At 71.4% G+C, this 14,534-nt stretch carries 15 protein-coding genes and 1 riboswitch; of the genes, 7 read left to right on the top strand and 8 right to left on the bottom strand.

Annotation, left to right across the window (positions count from 1 at the left end; genetic code table 11):
• Window positions 1-768: FtsW/RodA/SpoVE family cell cycle protein (locus OEY_RS0121425; protein WP_010595818.1), on the bottom strand; the 768-nt coding region annotated here is incomplete at its 3' end.
• A gap of 18 nt (window positions 769-786) precedes the next feature.
• On the bottom strand, window positions 787-1,917 hold the full coding sequence (locus OEY_RS0121420; protein ID WP_010595817.1) for a hypothetical protein: 1,131 nt from the start codon (window positions 1,915-1,917) through the stop codon (window positions 787-789).
• A 456-nt stretch (window positions 1,918-2,373) separates the two neighbouring features.
• Here OEY_RS0121420 and OEY_RS0121415 point away from each other — a divergent pair, with 456 nt between their 5' ends.
• Window positions 2,374-3,024 (top strand): hypothetical protein, encoded by a 651-nt coding sequence (locus tag OEY_RS0121415; protein ID WP_010595816.1) that lies wholly within the window; start codon window positions 2,374-2,376, stop codon window positions 3,022-3,024.
• A gap of 239 nt (window positions 3,025-3,263) precedes the next feature.
• Here the strand turns inward: OEY_RS0121415 and OEY_RS29920 are convergent, their stop codons facing one another.
• From OEY_RS29920 to OEY_RS0121395, 5 genes are all read right to left on the bottom strand, one after another.
• Window positions 3,264-3,542 (bottom strand): MGMT family protein, encoded by a 279-nt coding sequence (locus tag OEY_RS29920; protein ID WP_225222916.1) that lies wholly within the window; start codon window positions 3,540-3,542, stop codon window positions 3,264-3,266.
• A 21-nt stretch (window positions 3,543-3,563) separates the two neighbouring features.
• Window positions 3,564-3,773, bottom strand: coding sequence for a DUF2945 domain-containing protein (locus OEY_RS0121410; RefSeq protein WP_010595814.1), 210 nt, complete (start codon window positions 3,771-3,773; stop codon window positions 3,564-3,566).
• A 123-nt stretch (window positions 3,774-3,896) separates the two neighbouring features.
• Window positions 3,897-4,568: a sterol desaturase family protein gene (locus tag OEY_RS0121405; protein WP_010595813.1), complete on the bottom strand. Its 672-nt coding sequence runs from the start codon at window positions 4,566-4,568 to the stop codon at window positions 3,897-3,899.
• Window positions 4,565-5,299, bottom strand: a complete 735-nt coding sequence (locus tag OEY_RS0121400; RefSeq protein ID WP_043805656.1) for a FadR/GntR family transcriptional regulator — start codon at window positions 5,297-5,299, stop codon at window positions 4,565-4,567. Before OEY_RS0121400 ends, OEY_RS0121405 begins: the two co-directional genes overlap by 4 nt.
• Before the next feature lie 136 nt (window positions 5,300-5,435).
• Window positions 5,436-6,977 (bottom strand): carboxylesterase/lipase family protein, encoded by a 1,542-nt coding sequence (locus OEY_RS0121395; RefSeq protein ID WP_010595811.1) that lies wholly within the window; start codon window positions 6,975-6,977, stop codon window positions 5,436-5,438.
• A gap of 112 nt (window positions 6,978-7,089) precedes the next feature.
• Window positions 7,090-7,188: riboswitch (TPP riboswitch) on the top strand.
• On the opposite strand from OEY_RS0121395, the gene OEY_RS0121390 reads away from it, so the two are divergent.
• The 4 genes from OEY_RS0121390 to OEY_RS0121375 all read left to right on the top strand — a co-directional run bounded on the left by OEY_RS0121390 (window position 7,181) and on the right by OEY_RS0121375 (window position 10,485).
• Window positions 7,181-7,900 carry a TenA family protein gene (locus OEY_RS0121390; RefSeq protein WP_010595810.1) on the top strand — a complete coding sequence of 240 codons (720 nt, stop codon included), beginning with the start codon at window positions 7,181-7,183 and terminating at the stop codon, window positions 7,898-7,900. (Overlaps the previous riboswitch by 8 nt.)
• Window positions 7,897-8,925: an ABC transporter substrate-binding protein gene (locus OEY_RS0121385; RefSeq protein ID WP_010595809.1), complete on the top strand. Its 1,029-nt coding sequence runs from the start codon at window positions 7,897-7,899 to the stop codon at window positions 8,923-8,925. Before OEY_RS0121390 ends, OEY_RS0121385 begins: the two co-directional genes overlap by 4 nt.
• Entirely contained in the window at window positions 8,906-9,700 is a 795-nt protein-coding gene (locus tag OEY_RS0121380) for an ABC transporter permease (RefSeq protein ID WP_026137675.1), read from the top strand. The genes OEY_RS0121385 and OEY_RS0121380 overlap by 20 nt, the downstream gene beginning before the upstream one ends.
• Entirely contained in the window at window positions 9,697-10,485 is a 789-nt protein-coding gene (locus OEY_RS0121375) for an ABC transporter ATP-binding protein (protein ID WP_010595807.1), read from the top strand. Before OEY_RS0121380 ends, OEY_RS0121375 begins: the two co-directional genes overlap by 4 nt.
• A gap of 6 nt (window positions 10,486-10,491) precedes the next feature.
• Here OEY_RS0121375 and OEY_RS0121370 read toward each other — a convergent pair whose 3' ends face one another.
• Window positions 10,492-11,865 carry a WS/DGAT/MGAT family O-acyltransferase gene (locus tag OEY_RS0121370; RefSeq protein WP_017680394.1) on the bottom strand — a complete coding sequence of 458 codons (1,374 nt, stop codon included), beginning with the start codon at window positions 11,863-11,865 and terminating at the stop codon, window positions 10,492-10,494.
• Window positions 11,866-12,155: 290 nt separating this feature from the next.
• On the opposite strand from OEY_RS0121370, the gene OEY_RS0121365 reads away from it, so the two are divergent.
• Together OEY_RS0121365 and OEY_RS0121360 are read left to right on the top strand one after the other, a co-directional pair.
• Window positions 12,156-13,151 carry an alpha/beta hydrolase gene (locus tag OEY_RS0121365; protein ID WP_010595805.1) on the top strand — a complete coding sequence of 332 codons (996 nt, stop codon included), beginning with the start codon at window positions 12,156-12,158 and terminating at the stop codon, window positions 13,149-13,151.
• Between the two features lie 151 nt (window positions 13,152-13,302).
• The coding region (locus OEY_RS0121360; RefSeq protein ID WP_010595804.1) for a T3SS (YopN, CesT) and YbjN peptide-binding chaperone 1 at window positions 13,303-14,534 on the top strand (1,232 nt) is incomplete at its 3' end.

The following is a 14,534-nucleotide window of genomic DNA, read 5'->3' as shown; positions in this document are numbered from 1 at the left end:
GTACACGACGCTCGCGAAGGCGAGATCGTGTTCCGATTCCGGGAGATAGTCGGCTCTCACCTCGTAGAGGGGGTCTCGCGCCAGACCCCACCAGCCGCCGCTGCCGATGGCGATGTCCGCCTGGAGCGCGGCCCACCCCGCCCCGCTCGGGTCGACGTTGCTCGACAGGAACACGTGCACGCGTTCGAGTTGATAGGGGCGGAGGACGAGAACGGCGAGCGGCAGCGACGCGACTCCCACCGCGAACAACGGCAGCAGGGGCAGCAGCGGCACCCGGGCCAGGATGAGCATGACCATGACCGTCGCGACGAGCACCAGGGCAGTCGACAGGTCCGGTTGCAGCGCGACGAGCGCGATCGGCACGCCGGTGGCCGTCAGGGCTGCCACGAACCGGCCGACGGTGAAGCCACCGGCCAATATGCCGGCCGGGACCAGCACGACAGCGAGTTTGGCGAGTTCGGCGGGCTGGACGGTGAACACGCCGAAATCCAGCCAGCGCTGGGCGCCTTTCGTCGCGACCCCGGCGAGCGGTACCGCGGCCAACAGCACGGTCGCCACGGCGAGCACCGTCCACCCGAATGCTCGCAGGTCACTCGTCCGCAGGCGAGAGACGACGCGCATCAGGACGAGACCGGCCGCGGCGAACAGTGCGTGCCGAACGGCGTGCGACGTCATCCCGATCGCGGTCAGATTCAACAGGCCGAGCACGACCAGGACCACGGCCGCGGTTACGAGCCACGGATCGGATTCCCGCCGGCGTTCGGCCATGTCCCCTCCTCCGCCGCCTCAGCAGGTCGCGTTCTCGGCGGGCACCGACAGCGGCTCCGAGGCGGCTGTTGCCGGGGCGCTGGTCACCGCGGCGACAGCCAGCGCCCCACCGGGTGGCAGATCGGCCCAGCTGATTCCGTACACCTCCTCATCGCCCGGCTGGGCGGCCAGCGAGACCTCGGCGCTCGCGCCGACCGCGCCGGAACATCTGTCGTAGACGTTCAGCGCCCAGGTCACGGTGCCGACACGTGCCGCGGAGTCGAGGTGTACGTCGACGCGGACGGCGCACATGCGTCCGGGCGCGCACTCGCCGTTGGCGAAGGTGGCGGTGACCAGCCTGATCGGTCCCGCGCTTGCCGGCGCACCGACCTGGACCGGTCCGGGGGCCGTCGTGCCTGCGCTTGCTGCCGGCTCGTCTCGACCGCCCACGGGTTCGGGCGGCGGAGGCGAGACCGGCTCGATCCGGTTCGGCTCCGCCGTATCCACCGGGTTGAGGACGGCATCCCAGCCGCGGCGCAGCTCCGCCCACACCCGCGGTGCCGCCCACAGCGTCCCGACGAGAATCAGGAGTGCGACGAGACCGAGAACCCCCTGCCGTCGCGACGGCCGTCTCCGCCGGCGATGCCACCCACTGCCGGCCGGTGGATACCAGCCGGCCGGTGCGAGGGACGTTCCGGCCCCGCTGCCCGGGCCCCGCGGTGCAGCCGCCCGCGCCACCACCGGATCGTCCGGAACGCGGCGCCCCGCCACCACCGCGACGAGCGCGGCGAGCTGGCTCCGCACCCGGGACTCCTCGGCCGGGTCGCGGTCGGCTGCGACCACGCGACGAACCCGGTGCATCAGGTCCTCGAGATCTGTTGCTTCGCCGATCGATTCGCTCACCCGGTCGGCCCATTCCGGACAGCGGCAGCTCGTCACGATGCTGCCGAGCAGCCTCGCCACCGACTCGTCGGCTGCGTGCCCGTCCGTCGCGCTCCCGTTCCATGCGATCGTGAGCCGTCCGGTCTCGGACACCGTCACGGCGTCGTCCCGCAGCCGGCTCGGACCGCCGCGCTGACGGCGTTCGACCCGGCAGATCAGATCGTCGACGAGCAGTGCGGTCTGCGCTCGGGTCAGCGCGGCCACCGCGAGAAGACGCCGGAGCGTCACACCGTCGCCACGAGTCTCGTCGCCGAGGACGGACGGGTCCCATCGGGGCTCGACAGGCTCACGCCTTCTCCCCGGGAGCTCTGTCACCGCTTCGCTCATCGTGCACCCCGAACCGCTGCGCCGCCCGTACAGGTCTCAACCGGGACGGGCGACGGTGAACCATGACTTGGGATTGGTCGTTGTCGAGTTCCACTACCCCTGGGGTCTCCATTCAACTCCGACTCGCGCTGGCGGACATGCTGTTTACTCATCCGAGACCCGGTCGGTCCCGTCCACCGACTGCATGCGGGCTGTATGTCCGACCGGTCGTCCGCCGGGCGGGCACACGCGTTCGCTCCCGATCCGCGCAGCCCGCCCGAAACGGGCACCGCGTCGCGTCCCGGACCGGTGGCGGCATCCCATTCCCCGTTCCACTGCGCACGTCTGCGACCGGCCCGCGGCGGCTAGCCTCGAACCATGATGCTGGCGAACGCCTGCGAGCTGTATCGGGGCACAGGTCTCGTCGGCCAGCCCGCGGCCACCGTCAGCAGCCTGGCCTTCGTGGTCGCCGGCCTCGCGGTCCTCGCACGCCGGGGCACGGCGAGCGTCACCTACGGCCTGCTCGTCGTCGCGGTCGGCGCCGGATCCCTCGTCGCGCACGGACCGAACCCACCGTGGCAGGCGTACGCACACGACCTCCCGCTTGCGACACTGCTCGCCTACGTCGCCGTCGACGCCGCCTCCGACCGGTTCGGCTCCCGGCTGTCGCCGTGGTGGTGGCGCGTCGTTCCGCTGCTGATGGTTCCCGTCGTGGCCGCCGGGCCGTCGGTCTCCACCGGCGTGCAGGCGCTGCTGGCCGTCGTCGCAGTCGGACTCGCGCTCGACCGCGCCCGCATCCGTCCGGACCTGCGGCGGTCGACGATCGTCGCGGCACTGCTCCTCGCGTCCGGTGCCGTGCTGGGCACCCTCGGCGACCGGACGTCGCTCTGCCGGCCGAGCAGTATCCTTCAGGGCCACGCGCTGTGGCATCTTCTCGCCGCGGCCGGACTGTTTCGGCTCGCCCCCGCCATCGGCTCCACCGGGACCGTCACGGCACAGCGCATGCCCTCGCGGCCGGAAAGCGCCTGAGGGTGCGGCCACTGCCGGGACGAACCGAAGCCGGGTCGACCGACCCGGGAAAGGTTGGCCTGCCCGGACTGTCGGCGCCTGCACGACGTGGAGCGTCGCGTCGTTCCCGAGCCGAGTCACCGGCACACGGCCTCGACAGGCACCCGACGCGAGACCGCCGAGCAGCAGTGACCCCGGCTCGCTGCAGCCGCGAGGCGGGGCCGGAATCGGACATCCGACCGGCAGCGTCGGGGCGATCGTCAGGCCGTCCCTCGCTGCCGAGCGCGTCGCATGTCTACCCGCTTCCCCGAGACGGGGGTGCCCTCCTCGAGGAGCAGTGCCCACGCACGACCGCCGTGACACGAGGCCGTTGTTCCGTCGGCGTAGACGACTCGCCACCAGGGAATGTTGTCGTCGAGCATGCCCATCGCTCGGCCCACTTGCCGTGGACCTGCCCCGATTCTCCTGCCGATGTCTCCGTAGGAGGCCACCGAGCCCGGAGGGATGGCGAGGACTGCCTCACGGACAGCGTCGATCATGCTCATCGATATTCGGGTGCGCTACAGCTTGGTGAGTGCATCGCCCTTGTGCATCGCGATGTGCTCGGTCTTGTCGCTCTTGATCTCGTACTGAGGGTGACTTTCACTGCACCGCCGAGTACGTCCCTTGAACTCCACGTCCTCGGTGTGCTTCTTGACGATGACGCCCTCGACGTATCCGGCTTCGGAGTTCCACCGGACATGGTCACCGACGGAGAAATCGCTCGCCACAGCCCCTCCCTGGTCTGGATGCTGGTTCTGGGGATGCTACCCGGTGCACGGTTTCGGCGACGGCATCACAAGGTCACCGCCTCTCGCCGGCAACCTCCCCGCGAGCGCGGTTCGCGCACCGGATCACCGGGTCGCGTGCAGGTTCCGGGCGGTCGGCGAGGTCTCGACCGTGGCCGGGTCCGGCTCGGTGCCGAGAATCCGGTCGGCGGTGCCGGCGGTGGTGACGGTGAACCAGTAGTGCTCGTTCTTGAAATGGTGGTGCCGGTGATGGCGCCACACCGCGCGGTAGGGCCGCGAGCCGGGGCGGTAGTCCGTGTGGATGAGGTAGTGCATCCACTCGTAGGTCAGGCCCAGGACACCGAGCGTCACCAGGAATGTCAGTCCCAGTCCGGGCCGGGGGAAGACCAGCCACGCGACGAGGACGAGCACCGGCAGCAGCCACGCCAGGGTCTGCCAGGGGATGAAGACCAGCGGCACGTCGCGCGGATCGCTGTGGTGTTCGCGATGCTTGCGCGCCAGCAGCGAGTCGAGCGTCAGCCCACCGATCCGGCGCGGCCGCCAGTGCAGGATGCCGACGTGGATGACCCACTCCACCAGCGGGAACACCAGCAGGGCGACCAGCGGGACCAGCGCGTCGGTGACCTGCCAGTCGCCGACGAGTATCCGTGCGACGACCGCAGCAGCGAGCAACCCGCCGATCATCCACGGCGACGGGTGCCGCACGAACTCGACGGCGGCGTCCCGCAGGCCGATCGAGGCGCGACGGCCCCGTCCCTCGGTCCGATTCGTGCTCATGTCCGGTTCCTCGCCTCTCCGTGTTCGGCCTGGTCGATGGCGGTGGTCAGGGCCGACGTGCCCAGGTCGAGCAGTTCGTCGGCGGCGTGCTCGGCGCCGTCCTCGTCGCGCGCGACGATCGCGTCGGCGAGCCGTTCGTAGAGGTCGGCGCGCCCGACCTCGGCGATCAGCACCCCGGCCATCGCGGTCATGGCCGGCTCGTACGCGTTGCGCAGGCTGTTGAAGATCAGCCGGAACGCGAGGGAGTCGGCGGCGTCGACGACGTGTTCCCAGAATTCGAGGGCGGCGACCTGCAATGCGACGGGGTCGTCCCCCGCGGCGAGGCGTGCCACGGACTCGCGCAATCGGGGTTGCGTCTCGTCCGTCGCGCGGGTGGCCGCGAGGCGGGCGACCTGACGGCCGATGAGTTGCCTGGCTTCGAGGACGCTGCGGACGACACCCCAGTCGGGCCGACCGTCGCGCACGAGCAGCCGCGGCAGCAGTTCCGGCCCGGCCTGGGTGCGGAAATCGCGCACCGAGGTCGCCTCCCCCTGGCGCACCTCCACCAGCCCGGCGTGCGCGAGCCGAGAGAGGGCTTCTCGCACAGCGGGTCTCGACACTCCGAACGCCTCGGCGAGGTGGCGTTCGCTCGGCAGCGACGCCCCGGCGGCGAGGTCGCCGCCGAGCACCCGGGCGGCGATCTGGTCGTACACCTCGCCGGAGGCGGACTTGCGGGCGATCGGCTCGAACATCACGACCCGACCGTAAGCCCCCATCCGGACAGAGGTCAAGTGGTAAGACCAGTTCCCACCACCGTCGGGAGTGGCCGAATGTCACATCGCGTCGGTCAGACCGACGGAATGTCACATTCGGCCGCCCCCCGAGCGGTCAGCTGAAGCCCATCACCTGGTCGCCCCACACCTCGCGCAGTATCTTGTCGGGGTCCGGGACGAGGGTGTCGGTGTTGTCGATCAGGAGGGTCATGCGCTTGTCGGTGTCGTACGGCGCCCAGTGCCGGGATCCGTCCAGGGCGGCCGGCACGCCGTGGTGCGCGAAGGCCAGCCAGCGACGCTGGATCCGGCCCGAGATCGTCGTCGCAGCCTTGCGCCCGCCGAGCCAGAACGTGGGATCGCGATCGAGCGTCCCGAAATTGCCGAAGACGTAGGGCAGTTCGGTGGCATGGCCGGCACCGATCCGTGCCGCCTTGAGCATCGGGGTCGCATGGTCGAACCGGTACACCCACGTCGGCGAGTGGGCGCTGTGCGCGTCGGCGATCCACACCACCGGCATCCGGAACCCCGCGTCCCGCGAAAGAGCCATCGCCCCGGACGTTTTCGTGACATCCGGGTACGCGGAGATGATCTCCGCGATGCGGTCGGGCGGCAACTCCGGGTGGTCCTCGGCGAGGGCGTCGAGCATCGCCTGCACGGAGGCGTCGCTCACCGGCATCAACGGCGACTTCATGAAGCGGAAGATCGACGGCTCGTCCTTGTTGGAGCCGATGATCAGGGGGATCCGGTGCGCGAGCCCCTTCTGGAACGCCGCCACCGGATACTTCGGCACCAGGTCGCGATCGACCACGGGCGCCATCGCGAGCGTGCCGGGGAATTTCGTGGGGATCTCGCCGACGAGCACGTCCCCCGCATCGGTCAGCGCCTCGTGCGGCATGTCCCGCAGCGCCCACACCCGCGCCGGGGTGAGGTCGAGGATCTCGAGGTACCGCTCGGCGACCCGCGCAGCCCGCTCGGACCCGTACGCCGACGTCGCCGGCGGGCTCTGCGCGATGGCCCGGTGGAACAACCCCTCGGCGCGGGGCACGGTCATCAGTGTGGTCAGCGACCCGCCACCCGACGACTCGCCGAACACGGTGACCCGGTCGGGGTCGCCTCCGAACGCGGAGATGCAGTCGCGGACCCACTCGAGCGCGGCGATCTGATCGCGCAGCCCCACATTGGATTCGAAGGTGGTCCCGGCGGTCGAGAACGACGAGAAGTCGAGGAACCCGAGCGCGCCGAGCCGGTAGTTGACCGTCACCACGACGACGTCGCCGCGCTCGGCGAGCAACCGTCCGTCGTAGATCCGCTGACCCGAGTAACCGAGGACGTAGGCGCCGCCGTGGATCCACACCATCACCGGCCGGGGCTCCCCGTCCGGCTCCGGCGCCCAGATGTTCAACGAGAGGCAGTCCTCACCGATCGTCAGCCCCGGATCGATGGGGATCGGGTTGTTGCGTCCCTGCGGCGCGATGGGCCCGAAGCGCCGCGCGTCGAGCACGTCGGTCCACGGCTCCGGCGGTTCGGGGGCGCGGAACCGGAGGTCGCCGGACGCCGGCGCGGCGTACGGGACTCCCTTCCACGTGTAGACGGAGCCGTCGCGGTAGCCGCGTACGTCGCCGTACTTGCAGCCGACGATGAGCGTCTCGGCGTCCACGGTTCCTCCCGAACGAACGGTCTCGGGCCAAGGTACCAACAACAGACAGGTTGCATGCGGAGCCCGGTGGCCCGGGCGGCGGAGGCGGTCTGCGCCGAGTGCTATCGTCGGCTCCGTAGACACGGGGTGCTCCGCACATGCGCGGGGCTGAGATCACACCCGTCGAACCTGATCAGGTAATGCTGACGAAGGGATGTCCTGGCATGACCATGCCTGCCCGCGCGTCGGTCCCGGCAGGGACCGACCGCTTCACCGATCTGCTGTGGGACCGGACCAAGGTCCTGCGCGAGGCCATCGACGACCTCGAGTTCCTGCGCCGCCTCGGCGACGGGACGCTGCCGCTCGACGCGTTCCGCTTCTACATCGAGCAGGACGCCCTGTACCTCGCCGGGTACGCCAAGGCACTCGCCCTGCTCGCGGCGAAGGCCCCGGACCCGGGCACCGCCGCGTTCTGGGCGAACAGCGCGGCCACGGCCGCCACCGAGGAATCCGCCCTGCACCGGGGTCTGCTGACCGGTGGCGTCCTGCCGCCCGCCGAGGACACCCCCGCGCACTCGCCCGCTTGCCTCGGCTACGTCTCCTATCTCACCGCCACCGTCGCCACCGACCCGTATCCGGTGGGCGCCGCCGCGGTACTCCCCTGTTTCTGGATCTACGCCGAGGTCGGCCGCGACCTCGCCGTCCGCGCCGCCGACGTGCTCGCCGCGGATCCCGCCCACCCCTACGCCCAGTGGGTCACCACCTACGACGCGCCCGAGTTCCATGCCGCGGTCGCCGGCGCCCGTGACCACGTCGACGCCGCGGCGGCAGCCGCCACCGACGCCGAGCGCGACGCCATGGCCGAGGCGTTCACCATCGCCACCCGCTACGAGCTGCTGTTCTGGGACACCGCGCTCAACACCCAGGAGTGGCCGGCCTCATGACCACGCTCCCCCGGCTGCGCCGCCGGTTCACCGTCCTGGCCGCCGTCACCGCCGCGCTGCTGCTCACCGCGTCCTGCGCCGGGAACGGCGACGAGTCCGGCGACACCATCCGATTCGCCCTGGACTGGACGCCGAACACCAACCACACCGGCCTGTACGTCGCCCAGCAGGAGGGCCTGTTCGCCGACGCCGGTCTCGACGTCGAGTTCCTGCCCTACAACAACACCACCCCGGACACCCTCGTCGACGCCGGCAACGCCGAGTTCGGCATCTCCACGCAGGCGCAGGCGACGTTCTCCCGGGCGGCCGGCTCGCGCACCGTCTCGGTGCTCGCGCCGCTGCAGCACTGGGCGACCGGCATCGCCGTCAAGGCGGACCGCGCCGACCTGACCCGGCCCGCGGACCTCGACTCCCGCACCTATGCGGGCTTCGGCGACCCGGGCGACGAGGAGACGCTCGCCCAGGTGATCCGCAACGACGGCGGGCGCGGCGACTTCACCTCGGTCACCCTCGGCACCTCCGCGTACGAGGCCGTGTACTCCGGCACCGCCGACTTCACCGTCTCCTACCTGGCATGGGAGGGCATCGAGGCCGAGCACCGCGGGCTGCCGATGCGCTACTTCCGCTACACCGACTACGGGTTCCCCGACGCCTACGCGATCGTGGTCGACGGCAACGAGGACTGGCTGGCCGAACACCCGGACCAGGCCCGGGCCTTCGTGCAGGCCGTCCAGCGGGGCTACGAGATCGCCGCGCAGGACCCCGACCGCGGCGCTCGCGCGCTGATCGAGGCGAACCCGGGGGCCTTCTCCGACGAGGACCTCGTCTACGAGAGCCAGCGGATGCTGTCGACCGATTACCTGCGCGACGAGAACGGCCGCGTCGGCACCCTCACCCTCGAGCGATGGACCGGGTACTCCCGGTTCCTGTTCGAGAAGGGCCTGCTCTCCGGTCCCGACGGCGCACCGTTGACCACCGAGCCGGACTGGTCGACCTACTTCACCGATGACTACCTCACCCCCTGACCCCACCCGCAATTCCTGGGCGCGGCGCGTGGCCCCGGCCGCGCTGACCGTCGCCGCGCTGGCCCTCGGCTGGCAGCTGTACGTGGCGGTCAGCGGCATCCGCCCGCAGGTGCTGCCCTCCCCCGCCCGGGTCCTCGAGCAGGGGTGGGCGCACCGCACCGACATCGCCGGTCACGCCTGGTCGACGCTGCAGGTCACGCTCGTCGGCTTCGCGGTGTCCCTGGCGGTCGCCTGGGCGCTGGCGATCGTCGTGGACTTCTCGCCGTGGCTGCGCCGGGCCCTGGTGCCGCTGTTCGTGGTGTCGCAGACCCTGCCGATCATCGCGATCGCGCCACTGATGATCATCTGGTTCGGATTCGGGCTGCTGCCGAAGATCCTGGTGATCGCGCTCGCCACGTTCTTCCCCATGGCGATCGGCCTGATCGAGGGCTTCGCGGCCGCGGACCGGGAGGCGGGGGCGCTGCTGCGCAGCATGGGCGCCTCGCGTCGGCAGGAGTTCCGGTACGTGCGGCTCCCGTCGGCGCTGCCCCGATTCTTCACGGCGCTGCGCATCGGGGTCACCTACGCCGTGGTCGGCGCGGTCTTCGCCGAGTACGTCGGCGCCACGTCGGGACTCGGGATCTACATGAGCACCCAGAAGAACTCGTTCCGGACCGATCTGGTACTCGCGGCGGTGCTCGTCACCGCGGTGCTCTCCCTCGCGTTGTACCTGCTCACCTATGCCGCCGAGCGGGTGGTGGCCCCGTGGGCGCTGGCGACGAGGAGCCTGCGGTGAACGCCGTCGCCGTCACCGGCGTGCACAAGGCGTTCGATGGGCGCACCGTCCTCGACGGCGCCGAGTTCGCGGTGGCCGACGGCGAGTTCGTCTCGCTCATCGGCCCGAGCGGCTGCGGCAAGTCCACCCTGTTCGGGCTGGTCGCCGGCCTCGACGTGCCCGACACCGGCGCCGTCACGGTCGCCGGTCGGCCGGCCGCACCGGGACGCGCCGCGCTGATGCCGCAGAAGGATCTGCTGTTCCCGTGGCGCAGCGTGCTCGACAACTGCGCGCTCGGCCTCGAGGTCCAGGGCACGCCCCGCGGTGAGGCGCGGGACCGGGCACGAAAGTTGTTCCCCGCCTTCGGTCTCGCCGGGTTCGAGGAGGCCGCGCCGCGGCAGCTCTCGGGTGGGATGCGGCAGCGTGCGGCACTCGCGCGGACCGTCCTGCAGGGCCGCGACGTGCTGCTGCTGGACGAACCGTTCGGCGCCCTGGATTCGCTGACCCGCACCGAGATGCAGTTGTGGCTGCAGCAGGTGTGGCAGCGCGACCGCTGGACGGTGCTGATGATCACCCACGACGTGCGGGAGGCGCTGCTGCTGTCGGATCGGGTGCTGGTGCTCACGCCCCGCCCGGCGCGGGTGTGCCACGAGGTGTCGGTGCCGCTGCCGCGCCCCCGGGGCCTGGACGCGCTGACGTCTCCGGAGTTCGTGGCGCTCGAAGGCGAACTCGTCGACGTCCTACACAGCACGGGCGCGCGGGGTTCGACACCCCAGGACCCGCGCAGCTCGTCGCTGCGGGACTGACACCGCTCACGAAATATCTAGTGCGAGTTCGAGTTCCGTGAGGGCGTCCTCGAGATGCCCCAGCAGTCGCTGCAGTGCGGGGACGGTGCGGCGGCACCCGACCACGCCGAAGTCGACGGTGTCCGCGGTGTTGGTCAGCGTGATGTTGAGTGCCTGACCGCTGAGCACGACCGACACGGGATAGATGCCGTCGAGCCGGGATCCACCCCGGTACACCGGTTCCCGCGGTCCCGGCACGTTGGAGATGATGAGGTTGAACGGCGGCGGCGCCAGGGCGACCGCGCCCGAGATCGGCGCCAGCGCGAGTCCGGCGATGTTGAGCGCCGACCACACCGTCGCCTGCAGCGGCGTCATCCCGCCGAACAGGGTCTTGCCCTCCGCCATCGAATCGCTGACCGTCGACAGCCGGGTGAGCGGATCCTCGAGATGGGTGCCGAGGTTGCACAGCGTGACCCCGACGCTGTTGCCACCCGAGTCCGACTCGGGGGTGTCCTTCGCGCGCAGCGACACCGGGACCATCGCGATCAACGGGGTCTCCGGCAGCGCCTGCCGCTCGAGGAGATAGGCGCGGATGGCGCCGGCGCACATCGCGACGACGACGTCGTTGCTCGACACGCCGGCCGCGCACCGCACCCGTGTGATGCGTGCGCGGCTCCAGGACTGCGCCGCGAAGCGCCGCGTCCCGTCGATCGGGACGTTGAACATCGATCGCGGGGCCTCGTACGGCAGTGCGACGCGGCGGCCGCCGAGCACGGTCCGCGCGATCCGCAGCGCCACGGGCGCCGCGCCGAGCACGTCGCCGGCCACGGAGCGCACCGTACCGACGGTCGACGTCCGCGCGTGCGTCCCGGATCCGTTCCCGGATCGGGGGCGGGGCGGCAGGTGCCACGGCGCCGGGAAGTCGCGCGCGCTCGGGTCGGTGGTGTAGGTGCGCCGCAACAGCCGCAGCCCCGAGACCCCGTCGAGCAGCGCGTGGTGCATCTTCGTGTAGACGGCGAACCGGCCGTCGGCGAGTCCTTCGATCAGGTACGCCTCCCACAGGGGCCGGTGCCGGTCGAGCAGCCCGCTGTGCAGGCGGGAGACGAGGGTGAACAGCTCGCGGATCCGGCCCGGTGCCGGCAGCGCCGAGTGCCGGACGTGGTACTCGAGGTCGATCTCGTCGTCGACGGTCCACCAGGTGTAGCCGAGGCTCGACACCGGATCGGCCGGTCGCTTGCGGAACAGCTCGTCGACGTGCGCGTCGGCGACGAGCCGGTTGTAGAGGTCGGTGACGTACCCCGGGCCGGCGTCGGGCGGCGGGGTGAACAGTTCCAGCGAACCGAAGTGCATCGGGCGCTCCCGCGACTCGGCGAGCAGGAACATCGAGTCCGTCACCGGCATGTACCCCACGGGGACTGCCCCCTTTCGTCCGCCGTCGCACGCTGGGATGGATCGTACGTCGGTCCCGCGCATGCCGTACCGAATAGATAACAGAAGGGCCCGCGACCTGCGGAGATCACGATGCCCGGTCTCCATCGAGTCACGGTGCTTCGCCCCGGCGGATCGTCGTCGTACTGTCGATCAACCGACCCGGACGAACGTTGCGAAAGCCACGGCGGACGGGCCGCGGAGGACAAGCCGGAGCCGACGAGCGCAGCTCCGCCCGAGCGGACGAGGACGAGGAGGTTCCGGTGACGAGCACCGCGTCGAACCATCCGTCGTTGTCGTATCCGCCCGTACCGCGGCCGGTGCTGCGACGTGAGATCGCCGGGGTGAGCATTCCGTCCCAGGCGCTGACCTTCTCGGTGCGCAGCACCGTCAAGCCGGTCATCGACGCGTGGGCACGCGCCCCGCACCTGCCCTGGCCGACCGGTGTGGTGGACCGCCTCGCGTTTCCCCTCAAGCCGGTCCCCGGCACGCACCGGCATGCGGTGCGGCTGCCGTCCTGCCGCGCCGAGTTCCTCGCCGCGCCGGGCGCCGACGGCTCCACCGCGATCCTGTACCTGCACGGCGGGGCGTTCCTGGTGTGCGGGCTGACCACCCACCGGCAGATGGTCTCCCGCATCTCGTCGGCAGCCGGGGCCCCCGTGCTCAGCGTCGCCTACCGCATGCTGCCGGGGCACCCGATCGAGAGCGCGGTCGAGGACGGCATCGAGGGGCTGCGGTGGCTGATCGCGCACGGCTACCCGGCCGAGCGGATCGTGGTGGCCGGCGACTCGGCGGGTGGATTCCTCACCTTCCAGGTCACGCTCGAGGCGCTGCGGCTGGGCCTCGGCCGTCCGGCCGGCAACGTGGCGCTCTCGCCGCTGACCGACCTCGACACCCGCGGCAAGCTCGCGCATCCCAATTCGTATCGGTGCGCCCTGTTCCCGCGCCGCGCCGTTCCGGCCCTGGCCGACGTGATCGCCCGCATCGACGCCGCCGCCGGCGGGCCTGGTCCGCGCGCGGTGTCCCCGGTCGACGCCGACCTGACCGCCATGCCGCCCACCCTCATCCAGACCGGTTCGGAGGAGATGACGTACGTCGACGCCGAGCTGATGGCCGCGCGTCTCGCGGGCGCGGGTGTGCACTGCGAACTGCAGGTGTGGGAGCGGCAGGTGCACGTGTTCCAGGCCGCGGCGGGCATCGTGCCCGAGGCGGGACGGGCCGTCGCGTCGATCGGGGTGTTCGTCCGCAGCCTGCGCTGACGGGTCGGCTGCCCGCAGCCTGCGCCGACGGCGACCCGGGCGGCCGGATGTTCCGGGCCCGCCACCGAGTGATGCTGCCCGCCCGGCGACTGTCGGTCCCCCCGGCTAGTGTCGTCACACGGTCCCGCGACAGCGGAAAAGGGGGTGGATCGTGACCGACACCGAGAGCCGATTCGACCGCGACGTCGACCGGTCCTGGAACGAGTTCCGGGCACGTCTCGCCGACCACGTGGCGGCGATGAGCGACGGCGACGGGCTGGTCCTCGAGCCACTCGTCGAGGAGGACACCGGCCCGGCCGGACCGTGCGTGCAGTTCTACGCGTGGGGTGAGGGCCAGGTTCGGTGCGAGGTGCCGTCCAATGCCCACCTCGACCCCGATCGTCGTCTCGGCCCGGGCGACGAGGCGTTGCTCGCCGAGCTCGGCTGGCGCGCACCGTCCCGGGGACCCGACGACCCGGAGGACGGCGGGTCGCCCGCCTACTGGATGGACCGGCCCGCGGCGTGGGCGGACCAGCTCGCGGCCGTCGCGGTGACGGCGCTGCGGCGGGTGTGGGGGGTGCCGCATCCGCTGTTCCTGCGCACCGACACGTTCGGCACCGGCCGGGCCGACTTCGAGCTGCCCCCGCCGGCCGAGGAGATCCCGCCGCAGGCTGCGCTCCCCCTCGCCATCCAGACGGCGGGCGAGGAGCACGTACGCGAGCTGATCGAGTCGACACTGCGCGAGCGGATCGGCGACGTCCCGCTGTGGGACGAGGACGGCGACCTGGCGTTGCGGGTCGCGGGGATGGTCGTGTTCGTCGGTGTCGGACCGCACGAGCGCACCGTCGACGTGTTCGCCCCGATCGTCCACCAGATCACCGGACGTACCCGCGCCGCCGAGGTCGTCGCGGACCTCAATCGGCGGTGGCCGCACCTGAAGTTCGTGCTGGTCGAGGACCGGGTGGCGGTGGCGGCACACCTGCCCGCGTCGCCGTTCGTGCCGGCCCACCTGCTGGCCACGCTCGACCTGGTCGCGCAGTTCCTCGAGGGACTGGACGAGGGGTTCGGCACCCGTCTCGGCGGCGAGCTGCTGCACGAGATCGACCACGACGGTGTGCCGCCGCCCGCGGACGAGCTGCCGCCGTGGACGGCGGAGTCCGAGGCGGATCTTCCGTTGACGCTGCTGGCACTGCGCGACTTCCATCTCGACGGACAGGTGGCGGTCGAGCCCCGCACGGTGGCCCGCATGGCCGACGACGAACCGGACCAGCTGCTGCGCTTCCTGCGGATGAGCGTGGACGCGCAGGTGTGCTGGCAGGCCGAGGCGATGGGACGCGCCGCGGCCGGGGACGGCGCCGGTACCGCACGGGCCGAGGCGAAGGCGCAGGAGTGGGAATCGACCTG

It is taken from the genome of Rhodococcus sp. P14 (assembly GCF_000256505.1).
In the GTDB taxonomy this organism is placed as follows: Bacteria; Actinomycetota; Actinomycetes; order Mycobacteriales; family Mycobacteriaceae; genus Rhodococcus; species Rhodococcus ruber.
Note: the sequence above shows the minus strand (reverse complement) of the source record. Positions and strands in the feature narration are given on the sequence as shown.

What these genes read in the sequence shown, in the direction of transcription:
- OEY_RS0121415 (WP_010595816.1), top strand. Translation starts at nt 2,374, where the DNA reads ATGATGCTGGCGAACGCCTGCGAGCTGTATCGGGGCACAGGTCTCGTC.
- OEY_RS29920 (WP_225222916.1), bottom strand. Translation starts at nt 3,542, where the DNA reads ATGATCGACGCTGTCCGTGAGGCAGTCCTCGCCATCCCTCCGGGCTCG.
- OEY_RS0121405 (WP_010595813.1), bottom strand. Translation starts at nt 4,568, where the DNA reads ATGAGCACGAATCGGACCGAGGGACGGGGCCGTCGCGCCTCGATCGGC.
- OEY_RS0121400 (WP_043805656.1), bottom strand. Translation starts at nt 5,299, where the DNA reads ATGTTCGAGCCGATCGCCCGCAAGTCCGCCTCCGGCGAGGTGTACGAC.
- OEY_RS0121390 (WP_010595810.1), top strand. Translation starts at nt 7,181, where the DNA reads ATGACCATGCCTGCCCGCGCGTCGGTCCCGGCAGGGACCGACCGCTTC.
- OEY_RS0121385 (WP_010595809.1), top strand. Translation starts at nt 7,897, where the DNA reads ATGACCACGCTCCCCCGGCTGCGCCGCCGGTTCACCGTCCTGGCCGCC.
- OEY_RS0121380 (WP_026137675.1), top strand. Translation starts at nt 8,906, where the DNA reads ATGACTACCTCACCCCCTGACCCCACCCGCAATTCCTGGGCGCGGCGC.
- OEY_RS0121370 (WP_017680394.1), bottom strand. Translation starts at nt 11,865, where the DNA reads ATGCCGGTGACGGACTCGATGTTCCTGCTCGCCGAGTCGCGGGAGCGC.